The organism is Phascolarctobacterium succinatutens (assembly GCF_958453765.1).
In the GTDB taxonomy this organism is placed as follows: Bacteria; Bacillota; Negativicutes; order Acidaminococcales; family Acidaminococcaceae; genus Phascolarctobacterium_A; species Phascolarctobacterium_A succinatutens_B.
In genome coordinates, this window is record NZ_CAUDZA010000012.1 from 36,695 (window position 1) to 60,893 (window position 24,199).

At 41.3% G+C, this 24,199-nt stretch carries 27 protein-coding genes and 2 tRNA genes; 6 read left to right on the plus strand and 23 right to left on the minus strand.

Going from position 1 to position 24,199, the window contains the following annotated elements; all coding sequences use genetic code 11:
* Positions 1-202 precede the first annotated feature (202 nt).
* Positions 203-277 (plus strand) — tRNA-Gly (locus Q7Q81_RS06365).
* Between the two features lie 192 nt (positions 278-469).
* Here Q7Q81_RS06365 and Q7Q81_RS06370 read toward each other — a convergent pair.
* From Q7Q81_RS06370 to Q7Q81_RS06425, 12 genes are all read right to left on the minus strand, one after another.
* Positions 470-1,807, minus strand: coding sequence for a DUF445 domain-containing protein (locus Q7Q81_RS06370; protein ID WP_304274552.1), 1,338 nt, complete (start codon positions 1,805-1,807; stop codon positions 470-472).
* Between the two features lies 1 nt (position 1,808).
* Positions 1,809-3,014: a DUF445 domain-containing protein gene (locus Q7Q81_RS06375; protein WP_304274554.1), complete on the minus strand. Its 1,206-nt coding sequence runs from the start codon at positions 3,012-3,014 to the stop codon at positions 1,809-1,811.
* Between the two features lie 207 nt (positions 3,015-3,221).
* Positions 3,222-3,515: a helix-turn-helix domain-containing protein gene (locus Q7Q81_RS06380; protein WP_304274556.1), complete on the minus strand. Its 294-nt coding sequence runs from the start codon at positions 3,513-3,515 to the stop codon at positions 3,222-3,224.
* 239 nt (positions 3,516-3,754) lie between these two features.
* The gene (locus Q7Q81_RS06385) at positions 3,755-4,549 is read right to left on the minus strand and encodes an ABC transporter ATP-binding protein (protein ID WP_021720385.1); all 795 of its coding nucleotides are present in this window, start codon (positions 4,547-4,549) and stop codon (positions 3,755-3,757) included.
* Positions 4,550-5,431 (minus strand): ABC transporter permease, encoded by an 882-nt coding sequence (locus Q7Q81_RS06390; protein ID WP_368502116.1) that lies wholly within the window; start codon positions 5,429-5,431, stop codon positions 4,550-4,552.
* Positions 5,432-5,504: 73 nt separating this feature from the next.
* Positions 5,505-6,512 carry an ABC transporter substrate-binding protein gene (locus Q7Q81_RS06395; protein WP_304274559.1) on the minus strand — a complete coding sequence of 336 codons (1,008 nt, stop codon included), beginning with the start codon at positions 6,510-6,512 and terminating at the stop codon, positions 5,505-5,507.
* 206 nt (positions 6,513-6,718) lie between these two features.
* Positions 6,719-7,624, minus strand: coding sequence for a sugar-binding domain-containing protein (locus tag Q7Q81_RS06400; protein ID WP_304274561.1), 906 nt, complete (start codon positions 7,622-7,624; stop codon positions 6,719-6,721).
* Positions 7,625-7,942, minus strand: coding sequence for a hypothetical protein (locus Q7Q81_RS06405; protein ID WP_304274563.1), 318 nt, complete (start codon positions 7,940-7,942; stop codon positions 7,625-7,627).
* Positions 7,943-8,824, minus strand: coding sequence for a 3-hydroxy-5-phosphonooxypentane-2,4-dione thiolase (lsrF, locus tag Q7Q81_RS06410; protein WP_304274565.1), 882 nt, complete (start codon positions 8,822-8,824; stop codon positions 7,943-7,945).
* Positions 8,825-8,838: 14 nt separating this feature from the next.
* Complete coding sequence (locus Q7Q81_RS06415; protein ID WP_304274566.1) at positions 8,839-9,831, minus strand: dihydroxyacetone kinase subunit DhaK; 993 nt, start codon at positions 9,829-9,831, stop codon at positions 8,839-8,841.
* A gap of 59 nt (positions 9,832-9,890) precedes the next feature.
* The gene (gene dhaL, locus Q7Q81_RS06420; RefSeq protein WP_304274568.1) at positions 9,891-10,508 is read right to left on the minus strand and encodes a dihydroxyacetone kinase subunit DhaL; all 618 of its coding nucleotides are present in this window, start codon (positions 10,506-10,508) and stop codon (positions 9,891-9,893) included.
* 153 nt (positions 10,509-10,661) lie between these two features.
* Positions 10,662-11,852 carry a M23 family metallopeptidase gene (locus Q7Q81_RS06425; RefSeq protein WP_304274570.1) on the minus strand — a complete coding sequence of 397 codons (1,191 nt, stop codon included), beginning with the start codon at positions 11,850-11,852 and terminating at the stop codon, positions 10,662-10,664.
* Positions 11,853-12,332: 480 nt separating this feature from the next.
* On the opposite strand from Q7Q81_RS06425, the gene Q7Q81_RS06430 reads away from it, so the two are divergent.
* From Q7Q81_RS06430 to Q7Q81_RS06445, 4 genes are all read left to right on the plus strand, one after another.
* Positions 12,333-12,408: transfer RNA gene (locus Q7Q81_RS06430), tRNA-Ala, on the plus strand.
* An 838-nt stretch (positions 12,409-13,246) separates the two neighbouring features.
* A complete protein-coding gene (locus tag Q7Q81_RS06435) occupies positions 13,247-13,528 on the plus strand; it encodes a DUF7724 family protein (protein ID WP_304274571.1) in 282 nt (93 codons plus the stop codon).
* An 814-nt stretch (positions 13,529-14,342) separates the two neighbouring features.
* Entirely contained in the window at positions 14,343-14,678 is a 336-nt protein-coding gene (locus Q7Q81_RS06440; protein WP_304274574.1) for a nucleotidyltransferase domain-containing protein, read from the plus strand.
* A 174-nt stretch (positions 14,679-14,852) separates the two neighbouring features.
* Entirely contained in the window at positions 14,853-15,005 is a 153-nt protein-coding gene (locus Q7Q81_RS06445) for a hypothetical protein (protein ID WP_304274576.1), read from the plus strand.
* Positions 15,006-15,477: 472 nt separating this feature from the next.
* Here the strand turns inward: Q7Q81_RS06445 and Q7Q81_RS06450 are convergent, their stop codons facing one another.
* The 11 genes from Q7Q81_RS06450 to Q7Q81_RS06500 all read right to left on the minus strand — a co-directional run bounded on the left by Q7Q81_RS06450 (position 15,478) and on the right by Q7Q81_RS06500 (position 23,323).
* On the minus strand, positions 15,478-15,606 hold the full coding sequence (locus Q7Q81_RS06450) for a hypothetical protein (RefSeq protein WP_293725049.1): 129 nt from the start codon (positions 15,604-15,606) through the stop codon (positions 15,478-15,480).
* Between the two features lie 30 nt (positions 15,607-15,636).
* Positions 15,637-16,464: a nucleotidyl transferase AbiEii/AbiGii toxin family protein gene (locus tag Q7Q81_RS06455; RefSeq protein WP_021720925.1), complete on the minus strand. Its 828-nt coding sequence runs from the start codon at positions 16,462-16,464 to the stop codon at positions 15,637-15,639.
* Positions 16,461-17,054 carry a type IV toxin-antitoxin system AbiEi family antitoxin domain-containing protein gene (locus Q7Q81_RS06460; RefSeq protein ID WP_304274578.1) on the minus strand — a complete coding sequence of 198 codons (594 nt, stop codon included), beginning with the start codon at positions 17,052-17,054 and terminating at the stop codon, positions 16,461-16,463. Before Q7Q81_RS06460 ends, Q7Q81_RS06455 begins: the two co-directional genes overlap by 4 nt.
* 202 nt (positions 17,055-17,256) lie before the next feature.
* The gene (locus Q7Q81_RS06465; protein ID WP_304274580.1) at positions 17,257-17,502 is read right to left on the minus strand and encodes a type II toxin-antitoxin system Phd/YefM family antitoxin; all 246 of its coding nucleotides are present in this window, start codon (positions 17,500-17,502) and stop codon (positions 17,257-17,259) included.
* Between the two features lie 85 nt (positions 17,503-17,587).
* Positions 17,588-18,127, minus strand: a complete 540-nt coding sequence (locus Q7Q81_RS06470) for a hypothetical protein (protein WP_304274582.1) — start codon at positions 18,125-18,127, stop codon at positions 17,588-17,590.
* 225 nt (positions 18,128-18,352) lie between these two features.
* Complete coding sequence (locus Q7Q81_RS06475; RefSeq protein WP_304274584.1) at positions 18,353-19,972, minus strand: MobA/MobL family protein; 1,620 nt, start codon at positions 19,970-19,972, stop codon at positions 18,353-18,355.
* A 339-nt stretch (positions 19,973-20,311) separates the two neighbouring features.
* Positions 20,312-20,776, minus strand: a complete 465-nt coding sequence (locus Q7Q81_RS06480) for a DUF3791 domain-containing protein (protein WP_304274586.1) — start codon at positions 20,774-20,776, stop codon at positions 20,312-20,314.
* A 112-nt stretch (positions 20,777-20,888) separates the two neighbouring features.
* Positions 20,889-21,119: a DUF5348 domain-containing protein gene (locus tag Q7Q81_RS06485; RefSeq protein ID WP_304274591.1), complete on the minus strand. Its 231-nt coding sequence runs from the start codon at positions 21,117-21,119 to the stop codon at positions 20,889-20,891.
* A gap of 33 nt (positions 21,120-21,152) precedes the next feature.
* On the minus strand, positions 21,153-22,364 hold the full coding sequence (locus Q7Q81_RS06490) for a tyrosine-type recombinase/integrase (RefSeq protein ID WP_304274594.1): 1,212 nt from the start codon (positions 22,362-22,364) through the stop codon (positions 21,153-21,155).
* Entirely contained in the window at positions 22,342-23,133 is a 792-nt protein-coding gene (locus Q7Q81_RS06495; protein WP_304274597.1) for a hypothetical protein, read from the minus strand. The genes Q7Q81_RS06490 and Q7Q81_RS06495 overlap by 23 nt, the downstream gene beginning before the upstream one ends.
* Complete coding sequence (locus Q7Q81_RS06500; RefSeq protein WP_304274599.1) at positions 23,120-23,323, minus strand: hypothetical protein; 204 nt, start codon at positions 23,321-23,323, stop codon at positions 23,120-23,122. The genes Q7Q81_RS06495 and Q7Q81_RS06500 overlap by 14 nt, the downstream gene beginning before the upstream one ends.
* A gap of 174 nt (positions 23,324-23,497) precedes the next feature.
* Here Q7Q81_RS06500 and Q7Q81_RS06505 point away from each other — a divergent pair, with 174 nt between their 5' ends.
* Positions 23,498-24,103 carry a helix-turn-helix domain-containing protein gene (locus Q7Q81_RS06505; protein ID WP_304274603.1) on the plus strand — a complete coding sequence of 202 codons (606 nt, stop codon included), beginning with the start codon at positions 23,498-23,500 and terminating at the stop codon, positions 24,101-24,103.
* Positions 24,104-24,199: the final 96 nt, after the last annotated feature.

The window sequence follows — 24,199 nt, forward strand, 5'->3', positions numbered from 1 at the left end:
CGCTGTATTTTTACAGCCTGTGGGGTTTTTCCCTCATCTGCTATCTATTATAGCACTTTTTTGCATTTTGTATACAGTATTCTCGAAAAAATTTTAAAGTTTTTCTGACAACTACAATTGCTCGTTGCAAATCACTCGGCACTGCCTCATACTTGCAACTTTACCTGTTATAGTATATAATAGCGTTATGGTATTTTTATCTGCGGGTATAGTTCAGCGGTAGAACATCAGCTTCCCAAGCTGAGTGTCGCGAGTTCGATTCTCGTTACCCGCTCCATTTATGCTTATCAGCTTCAAGCCTTTGGCTTGGAGCTTTTTTTGTTTGTGCTCACATAAAAAAAGTCTGATGATAATGCATTTAGTGCTTATCATCAGACTTTTAAGTTTTGAGGAACGAATGCCGTCGGCGTACTACTGCTACGACAAGGTATTCGTGACAAAGTATATGGTGCTTTATCGCCGGCCTTACTCACCAAGCGCATTTGAGCAAATAAAATACAGCCCCCAAAAAAGCACCCATAACCGTACCATTCAACCGTATGCGCTGCATATCGGTATCAACCTTACTGCGTACCATCTCTGTCAAACGTTCATCGGCCATTGCCTGCAAAATTCGCTCCACGATATCGCCCAGCATTGTCTGAGCCTGCAGCAGGCCTAAGCCAAGTATATGTTGCAGATACGCCTCTGCCTTAGCCTTAAACTGTGCGTCGGAACGTAAATCCGTTTCAATAGTTTCCAACGCCTCTTGCACAGCCTGCAGCAGAATTGTCGGCTGCGCTGCTGCGCCGCCTTTCTGTGCAAGCGGACGGCACAGAGCCTTAATCATATTATCCAAAAGCTGCTTCAAGGCAGACTGCAGAGAAATATCATGCAAAGCACGATTCTGCAGTGACTGCACCAGTTCACGCCACGCTTGCGTACCGTAAACACTGCCTGCAACACGCTGCAGCTGTGCATACAGCCAAGAGCGCCACTGCTCATCATCCTGCAGACGGTGAGCAGTTCCCACCAAGGCACGGCAAATGGCATCTGTTGCATCTTCAACATTAACAACATCCAGCTTTTTGGCAGCCCACAGTTTAATACTGCTCCACAAGCCTTCGCTGCCACGCTTTTCAACCTGCTTTTGCAGCTCTCGGCGAACACGCTCTCTGATAGCGGGAGCTTCCGCCAGTGCTACCAGCTGCTGCAGCAGCCATTCGTAGCATTGCTCATCCCTACGCTGTGCAGCCAAGGCTTTAAACAGCTTATCAAGCTGTTCGTTGGCTTCTACGTCAGCCAAGGCTGTTTTTATTTTACCCTCAAGCTGCCTGCTTAAAGCCTGCGTATCGAGCTTATGCAGAACGCCTTCGGCAAAATTGGTCAGCAACCCCTGCAAACGCGCCTTGTTCTCCGGCTTTTCCAGATAAACTATAAATTTATCCAGAATTACCAGCTGCTTTTTTTGCAGCAGCAAGGCCTTTTTCGTCAAAAACTCCTGCTGTACCATTTGACTGCAGCCACGCACAAAACCCTCTCTGCTACGCGGCAAAATCGCCGTATGCTTGGCCATAAACGGCAGCAGACGGCATATCCAGGGCACCTTAAACACAGCAGTCACGGCAAACCAATCCGCAAAGCTGCCAATCAGCGCCGCTTCCGCCATATAGTAACCCAAAATCAGCCAATCCCACTTAAGCTCGCCGAAGTGCCCCATGTACAACCCGGCATAATGCAGCCTGAGATATAAGAAAAGCAGATAGATTGCACCGGAAGCAAGAAAAGCACTGTCTGCATATGTCCAATGTTTTTTCAGGCTATTCATCCTACCCCACCAGCCTTTCTGCCATCGTCGCAATAATAAACAGCACCGCTCCCATCAAACCACCAATACAGGTGCCGCTCTTGCGGATATTTTGCAAATCATCGCCCACGCGCTGCTCCATTTTCGCAATCAATACATCCCTGTCATAGCTATGCAGCTTAGCCAAAACCAAATCATATACTGTATCATGCTGCATTGCCAAGGCCTGCAGCAGCAGCTCCTTCAACGCACCGTCCAGCCTGCTCTGCTCCGTCTCGCTGTCAGCCAGCAGCTGCAGCCTCTTTTGCAGCAGAGTCAATAAAATATCTACGTCCTGCGTTTGCAGCAGCTCCTTAAAAGCCAGTGCCTTCGCTGTTACCAGCTGTGACAGCTTGCTGTTGAGCCAGTCCGCAAAAGCAATATCATGACGATAATCCTCCATGCGTGCCAGCAGCCAGTTATCAATCTGCCGCCGCAGCTCACTGTCAGGATCTGCCAATGCGTCCAAAGCTTTTTCCAGCTCCTGCACAAAAAGCGGCACCAGCTTTGCTGCCTGCCCGCTCACAAACAAATTACGCAGCAGACTGTCCTTATTGTATTCTTCCTCCGCCATCTGCGTCAGCCCTTCCAGCAAAGCGGTAAATTCCGGCTTATGCAGAATCTGCTTGGCCTCCTGCGCCAGCAGCTGCCAAATACCGTTAAAGCTGCCGTTGGCCACAGCCTTCTGCAGTGCGTCCGCCAGAATCTCCGGAATACGCAGGCTGGCAATATACTTAGGCAGCTCCGAAAGCAAAAGTTGTTCTGCACGCTCGGTATTGAGCGAGCGCAGCGCATGCTGCGCCAACGGACGTACCATCTGCCACAGGCGCTCCACATTCTGCTGCTGCGCAAAATGTGCCAACAGCAGCTTGGCAAAATTTTCTCTGCCGACAGCCTGCATAACATTTTCCGCTGTCAGCAGGTCATTGCTCACAAAATCCGCCAACCCTGTCGTCAGGCGCTCATAATTATTGCGCAATACATCCGTACCCGGCGCATTGATGCCAAGCGGACGTTTAAACAGCGCCGTCACACCCCACCAGTCAGCCAAGCCGCCAATCGTCGCAGCCAATGCCGTATGATGTATAAAATCAGCCGCCAAACTGCCCTGCGCCCAAGGCCAGGCGCAGACAGCGGCAGCTGCTGCACCGGCCAGCAGGCAGTGCGCCTGTGTTTTTACTGTAGCCATAATTATTCTCCTATCAACAAACGCTTTATATATAGTATGATATAGAATTCCTTAACTGCTATTTTTAATTATAGCACAAAGCAGATTACAGAGTAAGCAATGCTATGCCCAACTTTAAAGTAAATAAAAAATAGCCGGTGCAAGGAACTCTCACTCACCTTGCACCGGCTATTTAAAATTCTCTCTCTCCTCGTAAAGCAGAAGTGCTTAACCTTTTTGTTTTAACAACTTTACAATTTGCAGAACTTCTTCCAAGCTGATATCTTTATCTTTGGCATCAGCCTGTTCATCTAAATCAACAAAGAAACTGCTCATGTTGCACTCTAATAAGCTATGCAGCTTAAGCAGATTGGGCAGAGTTACAGGAACACGGCCACACTCTATATTACACAGGTGTGTCTGGGAAATCCTCATCTCCTTTGCCAACCCTGTTTGTGTCAGATTTTTTGCGGTACGCAGCAAACGGATTCTGCGACCAATAAGTTTAATTTCCTCTTGCAATTTCCTAGCACCGCCTTTCGGTTTACTTGCAACAAATTTTTTTAAACTAATAAAGCACTTATTTAAAGTTTACCACGTTTTTCAGATTTCGCAAGAGTTTTTTCGTATATTTTATTTACTTTCCTCTATATTTTAGTTATGAAGCTATTAAATTTCTAGTGAAATGCTAAAATTCTTTTTTTATGGTACTCTTGTTTACCTATCGTAAACTTATGTCTACCCCCAAGAATTTTAGGCTATCAGCCAAGCAGCAACCGGTCACTTGCCATCTCGGAGCCGCTTGCCTTTTCAAACATATCCAGCAAATCGGCTATCTGCAAATGCTGCTTTTCTTCTCCCTTAACGTCGATAATTACCCTGCCGTTATGCAGCATAATCAGTCTGTTGCCGTAACGCAAAGCATCGCGCATATTATGGGTAATCATCAGCGTTGTCAGCTGATCACGGGTTACGATTTTTTCCGTAAGTGCCAGCACCTTCGCCGCTGTCTTCGGGTCAAGTGCTGCCGTATGCTCGTCCAACAGCAGCAGCTTCGGTTTTTTCAGCGTTGCCATCAGCAAGGTAAGTGCCTGACGCTGACCACCGCTCAAAAGACCGACCTTAGCAGTCATTCTGTCCTCCAGACCTAAATCAAGCTCCTTCAGCAGCTCATAAAAGCGGTCATGCTGATCGCTGGAAAGACTCCAGCCCAAGCCGGGAGTTTCTCCGCGGCGGGCCGCCAGAGAAAGATTTTCTTCTATCATCATACCGGCAGCAGTACCAAGCATAGGATCCTGGAATACACGGCCGATATATTTAGCACGCTTATGCTCCGGCTTTTTGGTAATATCCTCACCGTCAATAATAATCTTGCCCTTATCTATCGGGAAAACACCGGCAATCGCATTCAGCGTAGTAGATTTGCCGGCACCGTTACCGCCGATAACTGTAGCAAAATCACCTGGCTCCAGATGCAGAGATAAATCCTGCAGAGCCTTCTTTTCATTGATAGTTCCCGGGAAAAATGTTTTGGAAACGTGTTCTACATGCAGCATTTAACGCACCGCCTTTCTGGCACCGAATTTACTTTTAATCAGCGGCATGGACAAAGCAATTGCTACCAGCACTGAGGTAAAGAGCTTCAGATCATTTGGCGGCATACCCATAGCCAGTACAACTGCAATTACAATACGATAAACAATAGAGCCTAAAACTACAGAAATCAGGCAGTTTTTAAAGCTGCGTGTACCGAAAAGCACCTCGCCGATAATAACGGATGCCAGACCGATAACGATTGTGCCGGTACCCATACCGACATCGGAAAAGCCGTTGGACTGCGCAACCAGAGCACCGGAAACAGCAACCAGAGCATTACTGATAAGCAAGCCAAGAATAATCGTTACGTCAGTATCTACGCCCTGAGCACGTATCATCTGCTGGTTGAAGCCGGTAGCACGGATAGCAGCGCCAATCTGCGTACCAAAGAACCAGTACATGAAGCAGCCCACCAGAACGGTTACAGCCAAACCAACCACCAGCGTTGTCTGCGCCATTGATAAGTCCATCATAGACTTGGCGATTTTAAAGGTAGTATCCACACCAAGCAGGGATAAGTTAGCCTTGCCCATAATGCGCAGGTTAACGGAATACAAAGCAATCATGGTCAAAATACCGGACAACAGAGCAGGTATTTTCATTTTAGTATGCAAAATGCCGGTTATAATACCTGCCAGCATACCCGCAACGCAAGCACCCAAAAGTGCGGCCAAAGGCCCAAAGCCTGCAACCATCATGGAAGCAGCTGTTGCCGCGCCCAGCGGAAAGCTGCCTTCTACCGTCAAATCAGCAATATCCAGCACTCGGAATGTCACATACACACCAAGAGCCATCAAAGCCCACAGCAAGCCCTGTGCCACTGTAGGTATCAGCAAACTAATCATTTCCCAATTCCTCCCAATCTTCTTAGCGAAAAAAGAGCCTGCTTTTTTAACGGCAGGCTCCGAATTTTAATTATTTAATAACCTCTGCACCCTTCAGCAAATCTTCAGGAACCTTCAAGCCAATCTTAGCTGCTTCCTTAAGATTGATGGTAGGCTTAAATTCTTTTTGTGCCTGAATAGCCATATCAGCCGGTTTTGCTTTACCGCTCAGAATATCAGCAGCCATCACACCGGTTTGGAAGCCGAGCTTGTAATAATCAACGCCCAGAGTTGCAAAGCCGCCGGCTCTTACCATACCGCCTTCAGCACAGATAACAGGGAGCTTTGCTTCCTCGGTTACACTGATCAGAGTAGGAATAGCCGAAGCCAATACATTATCGGTAGGTACATATACTGCCTGTACATCACCTGCCAGGCTGCGGGCAGCCTGTTGGATATCATTAACAGTAGAAACAGTTGCTTCCTTTACGGTAATGCCCTTAGCAGCTGCAGCCTTCTTCAGCAGCTCAACCTGCAGTTGGGAGTTAACCTCGCTGGAGCAGTAAATTGTGCCGATGGTTTTAGCATTAGGAACCAGCTTCAGCAGTAAATCCAGCTGCTCGGCAACAGGGTTCATATCAGTTGTACCGGTTACATTAGTGCCCGGTTTAGCGTCGTCCTTAACCAGCTTAGCGGTTTTGTAATCGGTTACCGCGGTTGCAACGATAGGAATATCGCTGGTAACATTTGCTACAGTCTGTGCCGCAGGAGTTGCAATAGCACAAATCAAATCAACCTTATTATTTACAAAGCGATGAGCAATGTTCTGCAGATTAGACTGATCAGCCTGCGCATTTTGCTTGTCAAAAGTAATGTTCTGACCTTCCTTATAGCCCTTCGATGCCAAGCCGTCAACAAAGCCCTTGTTAGCTGCATCAAGCGCCTCATGCTCTACCAATTGAACAATGCCGACATTGACTTTTTCAGCCTTTGCGCCTGCTTCCTTTTTGTCACCGCCGCAGCCTAATGCCCCCAAGGCGAGGGTCAGCATCAGGCCGGCTGCCAATGCTTTAATTTTGTTGCTTTTGAGAGAAATCATTTTCTACCATCCTTCCATGCTACAAATTTCGTATAAATGTAGTTAGGGTTATTTTATGCTTTTATACTTTATTTGTAAAGTTTTTTGAAAAAATTTCCTCATTTCTGTTTTCAATGTATATTTACTGTATAAAAAGTTACATGTTCTGCTGTAAAAAGCAAAACTGCCCCACACCTATAGTGTGAGGCAGTCAATCCTCAATGAAATTATTTCAACAAAGCCTTAGCCTGCTCTTCGCTGATAACAAGATGCGTAAAAAGACCTGTTGCCAAAGCACCCAATAACGCCTTATTACCGACATTCAAGCCAATGCCTATCAGCTTCTTGCAGCGGCGCAGCTGCGCCAGCGGAATATGCAGACAGTAATCATTGTTACCGCTGATGAATTCGCCGCGCTGATTATAATAATATGATAAAAAGCTTCCCACAGCCTTTTGCTGCTCCAATGCATCACCGAAACGGGTTGCCGTTGCTTCATCAGGCACTCCAGGATAACCGCAGATAGCCACAACAGCTGCATCCAAGCTCTGCCATTGCTGCAAAAGCTGCTGATAGACGGACCTGCTTTCCAGCTCCGCACGTTCCTCCTCGGAATCAGGAAAGGCACTGCAGCCAAGCATATAGCAACTTCTGCCACAGGCGCTTGCCCATATTTTCACCAGCTCATCCGGATGATAGCCCTTATTAGGAAAATTCGCCGTACCAATCAGCGGATATACCATACCATCCTGCGTATAGCTGCTGCAGTCCGCAGCCTTCAGTACAACTTCACCCAAGGCATAACCCCAGCCCAGAGCCAGGCTCTTGTCAGCCGTTGTTTCAGCCATAAGATAATGCATAACCTGCGTTAATACGTCCTGTTCCTCCGTAAGCACACAGCCACCGGCCAAGGCATATTTAGCTTGCAGACGCTGCAGCAAATCCGCCTTTCCCTCATCTCCGGCCCGGATTTCAATATGCACAATTCCCAGCTCACGCGCTCTTGCCAGCATCTTGCTGACAGATGGACGTGACACGTTCAAGCGTTGTGCAATTTGCGCCTGCGTCAGATTGCTTTCATAATATAAACGGGCAGCAGCTACAAGCTGTGCCCGTTCATGAACCGATAGCATTTATTTAACTTCTTCCATTAATTCGAACAGAATACCGTCCTTCATGATGAAAGCAATGCGGGTATGCTCATCAGCCATCCAGGGCTCAACGATAACCTTATTTTCTGCCAGCTGCTTATCAAGGTCATCAACCTTATAAGCTACATGCACTAAGGTCTGCAGCTCTTCCGGCAACGGAGTATCTTTGTCGAAACGCAGGTATTCAATATGAAATTCATTGGTATCAGGAGTAATGAGATGTGTCTTTATGCCTTCAGCATAAATTTCGCCTTCTCTTGCAACAGTTGTCGGTACGCCGACATGCATAAATTCTTTCATTTAATCCACATCCTTCTGCCATAACTCATAAGCATGGTAAGCAACCTCCGGCGTTGCATTTTCGTGTACAACCATACGGATTGCACGCAGCATTGCCTTCGGTGCGGCAGCCTGCAAAACGTTACGTCCCATATCAACACCGGCAGCGCCTTCATTTACGGCACGGTAAGCCATTTCCAGTGCATCACGCTCAGGAATTTTCTTGCCGCCGGCAATTACGATAGGTACAGGACAAGCCGCAGTAACCTGTTCGAAGTTATCACAATAGTAGGTTTTGATGATATGTGCGCCAGTTTCGGCCAGCAGACGTGTAGCCAGGGAGAAATAACGCGTGGTACGCTCCATCTCCTTGCCAACTGCTACAACACCGAGAACAGGAATTGCAAAACGTTCGCCCATATTTACATAATAAGACAAATTGCGCAGGGAGTCAAGCTCGCCAGCCGAGCCTACAAAGCATTGAACTGCCATGCAGGAAGCATTCATGCGGATAGCATCTTCAATTTCTACGCCCACATTGCCAAAGCTCATGTCGTCCTTGAGTACGCTGGTGTCAGCAGTACAGCGCAGAGCAACAGCCTTGTGATGGTTAGCGGGAATGCAGGTACGCAAAGCACCTCTTGTTGCCATCAGGCAATCCGCATATTGCATCAGCGGCGGAATTGTCAGATCAAGACGTTCCAGACCTGCGGTAGAGCCCATAATATAACCATGGTCAAAAGCCAGCATAATAGTGCGGCCGTCATCAGCAAAAATCTGTCCCAGACGAGATTGCATGCCCCAGCCTGCGGATGCGTGTCCCTTTACCGGGAACGGACGCTCCGGCGGAGCAATGCCGATGCCATAATCTTTTGCCAGTACATTACCTTCTTTATCTGCCATATTCAGTCACCTGCTTAATTTCTGTAGTACGGAGTGCGGCACGGAGCATTCCAGTAGCCAAGCAGCTCGTCATCCATACGCGCAATGAACATCTGGAAGCCTGCGGTTTCCTGTACGGTAAGTATTTCGCCTACAGCACTTGCCACAACCTCAATACCTTTTTCTGCCAACAGCTTATGGCAGGCACGGAAAACAATCAGCTGTTCCATCAGAGTAGTAGCACCGCTGCCGTTGATAACAACCATCAGCTTTTCGCCTGCTTTTACGTCCAGATCCTTCAGCAGAGCGTCCATCATAATTGCAGCTGTTTCGTCAGCAGATTTCATCGGCTGAGTACCGCCACCGCCTTCACCATGCTGGCCCATGCCGACTTCCATAGTGCCTTCGGCAATATGAGCGATTTCCATACCGGTTGCGGGATGAGTAGCACCTTTAGTAGCAACAGCGATAGTTGCCATGTTATCAGCAAATTTTTGTGCAATAGCAGCAACCTCTTCCAAGGATTTGCCTGCAGCAGCTGCAGCACCGGCAATCTTGTACAGAGGAACGCAGCCAACCAGACCACGGCGGTCGTCAGCGTTTTCACGCGGAGCATTGGCAACATCTTCCTGAGTTACAACCTTAACAACATTGATGCCCAGTTTTTTCACCTGTTTCATGGTCAGGTTGCCGGTCAGCATATCACCTGCATGGTTAAGTACAACGAAAAGTACGCCATGACCTTTATCAGCCATCTTAATTGCTTCTACGCAAGCCTGAGGGCCGGGTGCAGCAAAAATATTACCTGCAACAGAAATATCAATCATACCTTCGCCGACAAAGCCGCTGATAGCGGGCTCATGGCCGGTGCCGCCCAAGGTTACGATGGTTACGCGGTCTGCCTCTGCCAATTTCTTGTTTACAATGAGGTTTCCATGCTCCAGAGTGATGATATCAGGATTAGATAACACAAGACCTTCCAATAATTCACTTGTCAGATTTTCCGGATTGTTAATGAATTTTTGCATAATGACGCCTCCGTTTTTATTTATTTTATTGTTTTTTAAGCTTGCGCTTTATCAGCAAATCAAATTGCCGCAGCCATCGCTGTCAGCAGAATAGAAATAGACGTTGCACCGGGGTCCTTAGTACCCAGGCTGCGTTCACCGACGTTTTTGGCACGACCGAAGCGTGCTACCATGTCAGCAGTTTTTTCTGCGCCCTCGGCTGCAGCCTTGCCCATAGCAGCAAAGACAGCCTTCGCATCACCTTCGGCAGCCATACCTGCTTCAAGTGCGGGATACAGAGCATCAACCATCGTCTTATCACCGATTTTAGCCTTGGAAATATCCTCAAAATCCTCTTTAGCCTGAGCCAGCATAGCATGAAGCTCTTCCAAAGAAACTTCCTTAGCATCCTCAGGTGCAGCATCGGCAAGTCCGCCAAAAACAGTGCCCCATAAAGGTCCTGCACTGCCGCCGTTGCTGTTCATAAAAGCCATGCTCAAATCATCAAGTAAATCTTTAATATTAGCACTGTCATGCGCTTCTACCTTGTTTTTCATGGACTCTGCCATACGCGCGATAGTAACGCCATGGTCACCGTCACCGGCTACGCTGTCCAGCTCACACAGCATTTTACTTTTTTCTTCAAGCTCAACTGCTGCTGCCAAAAGCATTTTTTCCAACATTTCTAACGTAAGCATAGTTTATCCGCTCCTTTCGTCACCCTCATTGTAGCATTTGTCAGAACATATGTAAATAATATTTCTGAAATTTATTTCTTTTTTGCTTAAAAAAAGTTCGTCGCACAAAGCACGACGAACTTAAAATTTTCAATATCTGATTATCAGTCACAATTACATCAGGCTGGAAGGATCAACCTGCTCGCCATAATGAATAACTTCAAAATGCAGATGTGGACCGGTGCTATAACCGGTGCTACCGACATAACCGATAATCTCACCTTTTTTCACATATTGGCCTGCACTGCAGACAACTCTGCTCATATGTCCGTAGGCTGTCTGGTAGCCATAATCATGGTTGATACGTGCATAAATTCCATAACCGCCATACCAGCCTGCCTGCTGTACATAGCCTGCTGCACTGGCATAAACCGGCTCGCCATAATCAATAGCAATATCAATACCAGGATGCCAGTCACGGCCATAACCGCCAAAGGGATTAGCGCGACCGCCGAAAGAAGAGGAAATATAACCTCCGCTAGTAGGCCATTGGCTAGGAGTAACCTCACGACGATAATTCTCAGCTTCAATAGCGCTCAGCAAATTTTCCAAATCTGCCTTTTTAGCATCGGCCTCAAGACCAATGTTCTTTTCCTGCTCCAGCACAATATTTGCCGGATTAGCGGAACCCAATACAGGACCGCCCTGACCTGCATAATCGGAAGCATTGCTCTTAGGAGGAAGCTGTGCACCGCTTTTTTCCATCTGGCTACGAACCTGATCTTCCAGCTTAGACAAAGCTGCCAGCTTTTTCTGGTTGGTTTCTGCCATCAGGCGTAATTGTCTGATAGTCTGCTCCTGCTCGGATTTAGTCTGCTTATAAGCAGCCAGCTCCTGCTTCTGCTGCTCGTTTTGCACAGCAAAATGAGCCAGTACACCGATAGTACAAGACACAAAAACAAGGAATGAAGCAACTGCTGTCAAAGCATATTTCAAATGAGTCTTTTTTACATGGGTTTTAGCGATATTCTGACCGTCTGCCGGAATAAACCAGAAGGTAAAATGCTGATTGCGGCGCCAAGTACTGAGCAGCGCATGATAGCGTGCTTTCATACGTCCGACAATCTCCTGCTGCTTAGCCTGCAGCTTATTCACAATGCTCATAACATGCAGACGCACGCGACGCTCAAGCATAGTCAGTTGAATTTTTGCAACAGCTGCGGCAACAGCTATTACGGCCTTCACCTGAGCAACAATCGCAACTATTTTTTCTAAACAGCCATTGTATAATAACTGCACTTTTTCTAACAGCTTGGCAACCAGTTCGCTTGCCTGTGCTTTACAGTGATTATATAATGATTGCACTTCTTCTGCCAGCTTAGCATACAATTCGTTTACTTTTTTTCCGCAACAATCATATATTGATTGCATTTTCTCATTACATCGCTCCAAGAAATTTTGACTCATCCTGATACTCCTTTTATTTTTAATATCTATTAAACTGCTATGCTTTTATTTTTTACGAAGCTAATACAACGTTTATATTTTAATACTTTTCACGCATTTAGTCAAATTTTTGACTAAAATTCCGCCCGGACTATCATTAAGCTTGCGAAATAAATTATGCACAATATATTTTCCTTAGCAGCTGCTGCCTCCCCGCAGATTCTAGGCTTTTATTTTACATTATAGCATCAGGCAGGAAATTAAATTATATAGTAATTTTAAAAGTACATCTGTTTTATACTGTATGAAATTTTTCTGCTCATACGTTACTTTGCGTATTTATAATGTTTTGCTTACTTGACAAACACCGCTCTCTTTTGTAAGATAGATATATAATATGGGGGTATAGCTCAGCTGGGAGAGCGCTTGAATGGCATTCAAGAGGTCAGCGGATCGATCCCGCTTATCTCCACCAGAATTTACTAAGCCGTTGGTTTGACCAACGGCTTTTTTATTGCAGAGCATCTATTTTCTAGCCAAATTCTCTGTTACCGCAAAGCGAAATTGAAACCAAATTGCAACCAACAAGCATTATTTTTACCCGCGCATAAAAACAGCACCCACGCGAAACCCGCATGGGTGCTTGATTTTTTAATGGAGCTACTGACGGGATTTGAACCTGCGACCTACTGATTACGAATTCAAGCCTCTCTCCTCTAGCATTATTACCCACAATATATGGTGTATATAAGCTATCATTTCTCCATATATAGCACAATTATAAGCAAACTTTAAATTTAATGACAGCATTAACACCTATATTAGAGCGACAATAGGTAGACAACGCGCAATTCCCAGACAATTGGGGTGCCCACCGGCGTGGGTGGGGCCACAATTTGCACAACAGTAAGAGTATTTATTTCAGCCTATCCCTTGTTAGATAAGCCCCCTCTGGGGGTTTGGGGGCAAGCTAACATTAATATTTTTGATTTTAGTACCGGTATTATCTTTTCCTTGCTGTTCGCGCTAGCGTAATTTTTTGCAGGGTAGCTTGCTACCCGAGAAAAATTCTTTACATTTTTCTTTTTATTTTGCACTTAAATTTCTCACATCAAAAACCAGCTTAGTTACTTTAAAACTGCATATTTTAAAAGGTAAAAACATCCTTGCAGAGTACAAAAAGTCACTGATTTATGAATACGTGGCGAGAAAGGATTGCCTGTTAAAGATTTTTGACATCAATTTTTGTATGTGCTAAACTTTGAACAAGAAGGAAGGCTTAAAGCATTGTTAGTTAATCGAGGTGTTTGCTTATGACTAATACGTTAAATACTGCTTTTTTAAGCAATAAAGGCGAATACACTTTTTTTAAGTTTCGTGATAGAGTGATAACTTTTTTGACTGGAAAACGATTAGAAAGATATATAAAAGTTTTAGAATGGGATAATGGCTATATAGTTGTACTATGTAAGAATAAAAATGAAGATAAACTAGACGAGGATTATATAGATTTATTACCGATTTTGGATAATCTGTATATTGAACCTCAGAAGTTTCTTGCACCAATAAAAAGGGTTGAGGTTAGTTATAACTGAAGCCAAAAAATGATGATAACCTTATGTCCTAGAACTGGCGTAAGCCTAAGTACAACATTATGGAATGGTCCCAAGAACATGACAAGATGAGCAAAGGCTTGACGCTTAGCAAGGACGAACTGGAAGCGCTGAAATGTATTCTGGAGGAACAGGAGTTTTCATTCTAGTGAAATCAAAATATAACTTTATTGCTAATAATCACAATGGGTTTTATGCAGCTTGTCATGGCAATCACTATGCAATAGTACTAGATTATTCAAGTATGCTTCGGCTTTTTCCGGACAATCATAATAGCATAGCTCACAATTAGGTGTCATCGCGTAAATCATGCCATTGTCTCTAGGAAAAAAGCATTTGATTTCACTTGTTCTAGATCCGCAATAGCGCAAATAACTGAGATGATGTACATTAGCTTGTGATTCTGGACTAATTAGCTTGCCACATGCAGGACAGCGACCATACTGCCTAAGCTTCAATACATGACGTATAAACGGGTTATGTGTGCAATGCATGTGGGCCAGAAAGCGATCTTCTCTACCAAGTGCTTTATGCGCTTGACGTGCTTTTGGGTACTCTAATGTCGGTACGGTTGGTTGGATTAAATTTAACATTTTTAGACATTTCCTTTTATTTTAAGATGCCTAAATCATCAGCGTGGCTGACACATTAAGTCATAGAGCAGAGTTCAGCGAAGCGAAGCGCAGCTGAAAAGCTCTTGACTTACTGTGCCAGCTGCGCTACTTAATTGCCATAATACTCATTATAATGCTATAATTATCTTGAAAAGTTATAATAACAGTAAGGGAAATGTGCGATGAATAACATAGACATGATTATTTCTGATCTTATACCACAATTACTTCGAATCTTCACTGCTCCCAATGTCAAAGAAATAATATTATACGGCTCTCTCGCACGAGGAACCGCAACATCAGAATCAGATATAGATATAGCGGTAATTCTCGACGATTATACGGATAAAATGCACGATGAGATGATTGACTTTGTTGTAGATTTAGAACTAAAATACAATAAAGTTATATCCGTGCTCCTGATATACAATAAGCAATTTAATGAATGGGGTAATATTGCACCGTTTTTCCAAAACATCAAAAAAGACGGGAAGGTATTATGGAAATCTACATTCTGATATGTCAATGGGTAGCCAAAATACTCTTGCTCTTAATATCTTCTAATGATATAATTGATTTAGTTGCACGGGTAGCTTCGCATACGCGTTGAGGTCGTGCCTGGCTGTGTGAGCCAGTGGCATCTGTCGAGCTTGACAGGTGCTTTTTTATTTATTACGAAAGAGGTGATTCCTATGCAGATACTATATTCCTACACTCCTGAAGAAGTGGAAAACTTTGAAGCTAGATTGAAGCTGGCTGAAGAGCGTGCTGCTTTCTTTGAACAAGCTTACAAACAAGAGCAAGCGAAAAACGCTAAGCTGCAGCAACAGCAAAAAGCAGATTAACATGCTCATTATTTAGGCTATAAATCTCTCACATCGCCTTGTATATCCTTAGTACAAGGAGCTTTAAATTTATATATGTTTAAGCTCGTAATTGCTCGCTAACTCATAATAGCCTGCTTTTACGAGCTTTTCTTTTGGCTGACCTATTTAGAGTGCCGTGTTTCATGCATCTGAGCGCGTGGTGGATTTGCAATACTTAGTTATAGCCAATGCTGAGCGAAGATAGAAAAGGCTGGGGCAAGCCCCAGCCTTTGAACACTATGTTAGATTTCTACTTTTTTATCATATTCTACAGAAGTACAAGCAAGTACATCTGTTGCTGCTCCTGTATTTGCTGAGATTTCTCAAGCCCTACCTGTAAAAACTGCTCCTGCTAATGTTGCTGCAACTTGTTCTTGCAATTTACGAGAGTGAAATAATTTGAATATGAAAAAAGACCGCCGGCGGCGGTCTTTTTTCATATGGGGACGTTTTAACGGGTGCCTGTTTGACGCTTACGAACAATCTTATCATAGGAAAGTTTTCCTGTTGCAAAATCGAGCTTTGTTATAATCTTTGTAGGTTGATCATCAATATATCTTTTAAGAATGTCGTTATTCATGCTATTCCCCTCCGAATATTATCTACATGCTTAATATTTGAGCAAAGCCTTTATGGAATCCATAATTTGCTCGTAAGTAATATTCTTTGCATAGGAAAACTGCTTGCGGTATTTATCCCACATCGTTTTGAGTTCCGGACTTTCTTCAATGTTATGAAGAATACTTGGAACATCTGCAATCTGATTTGTAGTACCGCGGTGATTTGCCGTTGCTTTCAATGCATCCTCAAAGACCGTAATATCAAATTTCTGCGTTGTAGTCAGTATGTAGGCATCGTAAAAATCTCTTGGACGGGTGTTGAATATGCCGCGTCGCAAAATGGTTTCCACCTTTTCCGCCATAACTGTTTCAATGTTGTATGCCCAAAGCTCGTATGATTTCTCGTCATCAAAAATCTCGGAGAAATTGTACTGCACCGCATGAGGCGTAATTACGTCTCCGGTGGATACATCAATGCTAAGCGGTGTTAGCATAATATCGAACCTGGCATTTAGCATGACACGATATCCGCCGTAAATGTCATCTTTACGGATGGGAGAGATTGTGCCAATTTCATACACAACGCCGTCATCGAATGCGATGCTGCAGATGTCTTCCAACGCACTGCGAATTGCTTCCGGTGTTAAAGGAAGGTTTTTGAGCGTAGTATCCATATCCATCGTTGCGCGGTTGTCGAGACCAACAATCGCTGCTACCAACATTCCACCCTTTAATACAAATTTTTCTTTGTATTCAGAAGCAGACAAACGGACAAGCAAACGCTCAAACATATAGTTCTGCAAAATGACCTGTGCAGGAATATTTTTCTGCTTGGCAATATTGCGAATTTTCGCTTTCAGACTCATTGCTTTACTCACAGAAGCACCTCCAAATACTGACGCAGGATATTAGACACTCGCATCTTTTTTGCGTAAGAGTTTAGTTTGTTCAAATCTTTCTTTGGGTTAGCTGCATACAGTTTTAATGCCGCAAGGAAAGTTTCTGTTCCCAACTTGTTGCGACTGCGGATTATATCGCAGACCGTGCGTTCAAGATCGTATGCGGTAACATCATTTCCTGCAGATGTCTTCATCGTTGTTTTGCCAAGCTCAAATAATTCGGGTTTGATGTAATATACCTTGCATTCAGATTTGATTGCTGCAGATGGAATACAACCGGACGGTGCTGTAACCGTATGCTCGAATGGGGTTCTGTCTGAAATCCCATGAAGGTAAAGGGCTGTTTCATGAGAAAATATTACTCTTTCAGAACGATTACTGATTGTCAACAACTCATCCTGCATATCATCAGGAAGAATGTACTGACCTTTTACAATGCGTTGTATTTTATCTTCTTTGCACAACTTATAAAGCATTGCTTTGGATATGCCATGTTGTGCTGCTATTTTTGTTTTGATAATTCCGCCATGCGATTTTGCAATAGCGGTAAGTTCAGTCATGTAATCCATACACTCACCTCAATTACGTCAACTCAATAATATTATATTTATAATTACGATTTAAGTCAACAGCTTCGAGCACTCATTCGAAAAATATTTAATAAGGGTACACCGCTGGGCAAAAAAAGAGTCGGCATTTTCATACCAACTCTACTAATTTGATTTCGACAATATCGCCTAGTTTTTTATTGTTTTGGCTTATTACTATAATCTAAAGGTTCTTTTCTTCATGTACTTCACCAAAGCCGCTCTTGATTTGCTCCTTACTTCTATCAAGCTTAGCAAGGTATTCTGCATTGCGGGCATTTTTCATAAGCTGATTATAATTATCAAGGCTCATAATAACAATGCTCTTTGATTTTTTACGAGTAACAATAATAGTTTGATTATTATCACTTGCTTCATCACAATAATCTTTTAAATTGTTTTTTAGAGTAGAGTAGTTTATAGCTAACATAGTTATAGGCCCCCCTTTGCTTCAAGAATGTAAGACAAAATCAGTGAATTTGTTCATGTATACCAACGCGCTATATTTACCAAACTCACCAATGCCCACAATATCTATACTTTACGTAGTGTAGCTCTTCCAATAACAGCTTGTTTAACAGCGGAGTGCATGCAAGTATCGTAAGTCCTTCATTGTACCATGGCAAGGTTTTTCTATAATCAGCTAAAATCTCTTCAGCCTCTGATTTGGTGAATCGTCTCACAATATCCTCTTTTTCAATTCTTATCAACAAATGCAAGAGGACATTATGGACTAAAGTTGTATTGAATACAACATTCATACGAGCAAGTATAAATATTACAGCAAAATCTAAAAACAACAGCTTATACAACAAATTAATATCAGTATAAATCTGCATTTTTACTGGGAGTATGAATAAAGCTAAGCTTATCAAAAATAAAACGATATCGTATATTTTTTCTAGCTTACTTTTTCTCCAAAAAATGCCATAGCCAGATTTGTTAATACAAATGTACGATGAGAATGTCATTTTTAGCTCAAAATAGCGAATTGCCAATAAACATCCTATCAATCCTTCAGCAAATAAAAGCATCATTAATACCTGTTCGACCATCTCATCCCCTCCTTGCCTTTATTATAGCAGAGCATGATACATCAGTCCATTGTATACATATTATATAGCAACATAAACATCATAACTTTAATTATGAATATACCAATAATTAGTGTTATAACGTTAATTATTAATATATCTGTAGTTAACTTTATAACTTCAATTATTGATATAACTATAGTTAGAATACTAACATAGATAACTATAATAATACGCTTGCTAAAGCTAAAATTCCCATCCATTATTTTTCTTGGTTTTATTACTTAAATCCACAGTCATCTTATTTTGTTTTATATTTTCCCTGCCGGCATTAATGATATTGCGTAACAGATTATTTATATCATTCCTTGCGTCAAATATAGCTGATGCTCCATTGCCAAGTTCTGGAGCCCGATATTTAGATTTCATTCTGTAATGCAGGTGTGGGTTTATTTTTCTGCCAACTTCGATGATTTCTTTTCGTAATTCTTTGTATTCGCTATTTAATTTTTGATTTTCCATGTCTTTATTTTGTTCAAGCATTTCTTTCATTAATTTTTTATACCATTTATCACCCGCTTCGGAGCTGATGAAGCTGCGTATTTCCGCATCTTGTTTTTCATAATCAGTTTTTAGGATTTTGTAAGCTCGTCCTTTTTCGTTATATTCTGCTCGTATATTATTGGGCATAGATTCTTTGGGACCGTATAGTCTTAAGATTTCTTTAAGTCTAGTTTTAAGGCTGATTATTGCTTCACCTTCTTTTTGCAATTTTTCAAATCTGCCGCTGGTCATAATATTAAGTACCTTGCTTGGCATTTGATCAATCGGAGTTATTGTTTTTTCAATTCTTATAATTGCAGATTCATTATATTTTATTTGGTTGTTAACTGAACCAAGTAATTTTACAAAATCTTTTCTGATGATTTCGCCGGACATAGTAAGTTCGGCTAATCGTTTTTCACTATATTCCTTTTCTTTACGTTCTAACTCAATTTGTTTTTTGTATTTTAATTCAGCAGCTTTACGTGCTTTTTGAATTTTATCTATAATAACGCCAAAAGCCTTGGCACTAATTTGATAAATTTTGTCCAAGGTATTGTCGATATTATCTTGATCATAACCATTTTCTTCAATGATTTTTTTGGTTTTATATGCGAGAGCCGGGCCAAGATGTTCCTGGGGAGTACGGTTTAAAAATTCAACCATATCTTCATCTTCTGCTTCAGCTGCTATATCACGTTGCGCTTTTAAAGTTTTGCAGGATACAACTTTATCTATTCCATGAGTTTTATATTCGGCATTAATCATGTCTTTCCAGGATTGACGAATCAATTTTAAATTATCTTTGCTTTCTGTATATCCAGAAAATCTTCTATCTTTTTGATAGCCACCATTTTTAGGATTTTTAGCATTGTATCTTTTAAAAAATTTAGAGGGCGATTTGGCTTTTACCATTTCATCGTCTACAATACGTTCGCAAATCATTATATGTGCATGTATTTGCTCTTGTGACTCGTCGAATGTAGCAGGCTTGCTATGGATAGCATATGCCCACACTTTATTATTCCCGATATGGGTAGTAATAAAATCATTTACTAACTTTTCGTTTTCTTTATGCGTTAGTTCATTTGGTAAAGCTATTTCGAACTCTGTATAAGCTCTGCCATTAGCACGTTCATATCTATCAGCACACGCAAAGAAGGCAGATGCAGACATAGCCCAACGCGGGAGATTGGCATCTTTATAGACCAATTCTTCCGCACGTTTTCCCCCGCTGTAGCGTCCTTCACGCAATATGTAATCTGCGTGCTGCTCTGCAGTACCCACTTTTCCATTTTTAAGGCTTAAATGATAGGTTGCCATGTCTGCTTTCTTCTTTCAAAAACAAAAAATCCTTAAGCAATTCCTGCAGATATAATCTGCAATTGATGAGGGACCAATGGTCCTCATCCTCCTTGCTTAAGGATTGTGTTATATTTTATTATTTTTAGCATCCTCGCACTGCGTTTCCACCAAGGCGTAGCCTTGGTATTGGAAACGCGTAAGTGCGCCTAACGCTACGCGCTAGGAAGAGCACGCAAAATTCGTTACTCATCTGATTCATTTTAACACAATAGTTTGCTCATATCAAGGGATTTTTGAAATATCGTTGTATAAAAATAGCCCTAGCTTTATAGTTGCTAGGGCTCAATATTAAAGCTTTTATTCATTTATACTACACGTTTTATAGAAATCCCTAAAGTAATCTGGCCCGGTTTCCCATAATCCAGTTTCAAAATCATATAGGGCTGTATAAGCATTAGAATTTATAATTTTGTTTCTAGCTTCTTGCAATGTGATCCCTTCTTCATCAGCCATATCCATAATAGCATCTGTTAGAATCAAATCGGCACAAAACATTTTTTGTTCGATAATTTTATCATTAACAGTTTCTGGTTTATTACAAGTTTCACCTTCAAGCTTAATACCATTCACTTTTAACATCTCCCAAATATCGTTAACAGCACACTCGTCACTACTTAACCTTAACATATCATACGTATCTTCAATATACTTCCATACACCATACGTCTCAAACAATTTATTAGTAGCAGTAGGCAAAACTTGCAATTTTTCGCAGAACATTCTAAAGATACGTGCTTCAAAAAAGATAAGTTCATTTAACATGATTGCGTTCCTCCTTAATACTAATATTGTAGCTCACACACTAAAAAACAACAACACATTCAGCTATGCTATATTGATTTTATTAATACTGTTTTTGGTTAATTCATCTATTTTATCGTACCGGTACTTTATAGGTAACAATATTTTTCAACGATAGCGCTAGCGTCGTAAGGTAATATTTACCAATGCCACAAAACCACTGCATTTCTATTGTGGTCCTTACCCAGTGCTCTCCAATCAAAAATTCAAATGTGTTGCCACAATGCAGTTCTCGTTCGTCTCCTTCCGCTTCTCCTTTAATTACAAACCTATCAATATCTTGTTTGTACACTAATCGTTTCATATAATATCGCTCCCTTCAGACCAAGTATTTACATTATAACAAATCTAATTTTGCGAATGTATCAGCAGCATGTTTTTGGAGATTTGGCACCAGATTATAGTATATGTTAAGCGTTGTAGAGACCGAACTGTGCCCAAGACGTTCGCTCACAGCTTTAATATTTTCGCCTGCTAGCAACAGCAGCGTTGCATGAGTATGCCGCAGGCCGTGAAAATTAAACCCTTCTGGTAAACCAGCTGCTTTAACTAATTTTCGCCAATAACGGCGATAAAAATTAGTGTGATTGTACATTTTTCCCCAACTATTTGTAAAAACCAAATTAATGTCATTATCAAAAATCGAATGGTATTGCTTTGCATAACGGTTCTGATATTCCCGCCATTCTTTCAGCAAGTTGATTGTTTTTTCATCTATTTGGATAAGTCTTTGAGACCTTATCGTTTTTAATGTTCCCAGTTCTCTACCGTTAGATCTATGCTGCAAATTTCTTCTAACCATAATATTAAATTTATCAAAATCAACATCATCCCAAGTTAAACCAAATAGCTCCCCTATTCTCATTCCAGTAGCAATATCCAAAGCAATAGCATAGTAATAACACTTTCGTAAGTACTTTTTCTCTTCATCTTCTATAAAATCCTGTTTGACATCAGTATAAATATAATCTGCTTTAGATGCAGCACTTAATAACGCTATTACCTGTTTTTTTGATAAAGCAATTACTTTTTTATCTGCTTTTTTTAACGGCTTAGTAGTTGCAGCTGGATTCATTCTTATGACTCCATTTTTTACAGCATATTCCAAGCATGTTTTTAACGTTCTTCGCATACCGTTAATTGTAGTTGCTGATAATGGCCTGCCTTTTTTACCAATTTCACCAACCATTTGGTTAAAAAACTCCTGTAGCATTATAGGTGTTAAATCCTTCACCTTCTTCTCTCCTAAATTAGGATTAATATAATTGCGAAGAAACATATCATAATAATCGTAAGTGCTTATTTTAATAGTGGGTTTTATCACCGTAAGCCAATTACTGCTCCAATCAGCTAATTTTACATCTGATATATTAAGCTCTTTCTTACTTTGATACTCCTTAATTTTTTCTTGCAACCCTTTTTTGGTCTTAGCTGTTAAATATTTCTCATGCTTTAACCCATCCTCTCCTAAAAATTTCAATCGCCAAATATAACGATCATGCTTATTGTCATATCTTATAGATCCTTCACCTTTTGCTCGTCTCACCATTTATACCGACCTCCTCTCCGAATTTGCTTGCCTTGCGGAAATTCGAAATTCTAATGGTAATCTGATTATTATGTTTCTTATCTATTAATATCGTAAAATTATGATAATTGTAGCTATCACCAATCTTGTTTATTTCTCCAATAGCAGTCCTTAAGTAACGATTAAATGCCTTATTTTCTTCATTCTCATTTCTTCCGACACGCCTCCCTAACTCATCATAACTAACACGTATTACACCATTTGCTTCAATGGCACGCCTGAGTACGTACAAATATAATTTATACGAGTACTTTCTTTTTAATTTCATCGATATAAGTATATTTTGAGATAAATTTCTCCCAATCCAGTCATAATACCGCATTAAAAATGGATTTATTTCATACATCACACAAACCTTTCTTTTATCATTTTCATCGGTGAAAATAGCCAAATTTATTACTATACTTGATCGTATATTAGCTTTATTGTTCACAGCCTTACGCGATATATCAAGTATAACAAAGCTTAAACGTTGAAAAAAATCATAAAATTTATTGTAATCTTTTGATCCTGGACGTTTAATCCCCTTTATATAAAAATAATCACACGCTGATACAAAATGCATCTTTTGCGAAACTGTATTGTTATTCGATGCCCACCAAACGACAAAATCGACAAACTGATGTAGCTCTATGCTTAACTCATGATTGTATTCTTTTAAATTGTATTTTGTATCTATCAAATCATACATTGGTCTAATAATTTGATTATAGCGATCAATCTCCTTCATAGTTATTTCCTTTCGCCAAAGCTATTTGCTGCTTAACCCACCAGCAGGGCACAAAAATCCTACGCATGACACGTATAGATGGTATTTGGCCTGTATGTACCATATTTTGAAGCGTTGCTATAGATATTTCTTGCCCATATATCTCCTCTCTAATCTCTTTTAGCGTGTAAAATAATTTTTCCTTTTCCATAGTTGCCTCCTTTTTGTGCCTTTTTGTGATATGTGGTATAATTTATTGTAGTTAGGTTTTATTGTGTGCTAAATTATTTTTAACGTTATTGCTAGTTATATTTTAGCATTGCTATATTATCAACGCAACCTTTAGATTGTAAAAAAAATGTGAATTCAATGAAGGGATATTATTATGTTATCTTTTAGTGAGAGTATCAAATTACTGAGAACAGCATATAAATTATCTACAAGAGATTTGGCAATGATTCTAGATATCAAAGCCCCCTCTATTACTGCGTGGGAAAGCGGCAAAAGCCAGCCGACACTCGAAATGTTTAAGAGTATCTGTAATTTATTTGCTGTTTCTAGCGATTTCATGCTTGGTTTTTCTTCAAAAATATACAACGAAGATTTTCTCCTTGAGTTAGAGAAAGAATTAACTGCTTTTTGCTTTAGCGAGCATTACTCTGGATCTCATAAAGACCTTATACATGATTTTCCACTCCCTCAAAAATATATTGATGAAAAGCTAAGAGTAAGCAGCTATACCCAAGTTATGAGGGCAAATATTATTTTTTTGACACGCATGTATATTGCATATCGCATTGCCCGCTATACAATAGCTTCACCCTCTGAACAACGTTATTGTAAAGCTCTGATAGACAACAAAGACCTCCTAAAGAAATACGAGGATCAGGAGTACATGTACATATGCCGCCTAAACGATGCTCTTTTCAAAAGCACTATTGATCCCATTTACGATATCGAGCAACTTCTTCATCAACGAGGCTTGGGCTAACTCCAGATTTAAACATAAAAACCAGTGAAGTTTTACCATCATGAACCGACCCCCTAAAGTTAGACCTAAAAATCTAATTTTAGGAGGTCGGTTTTT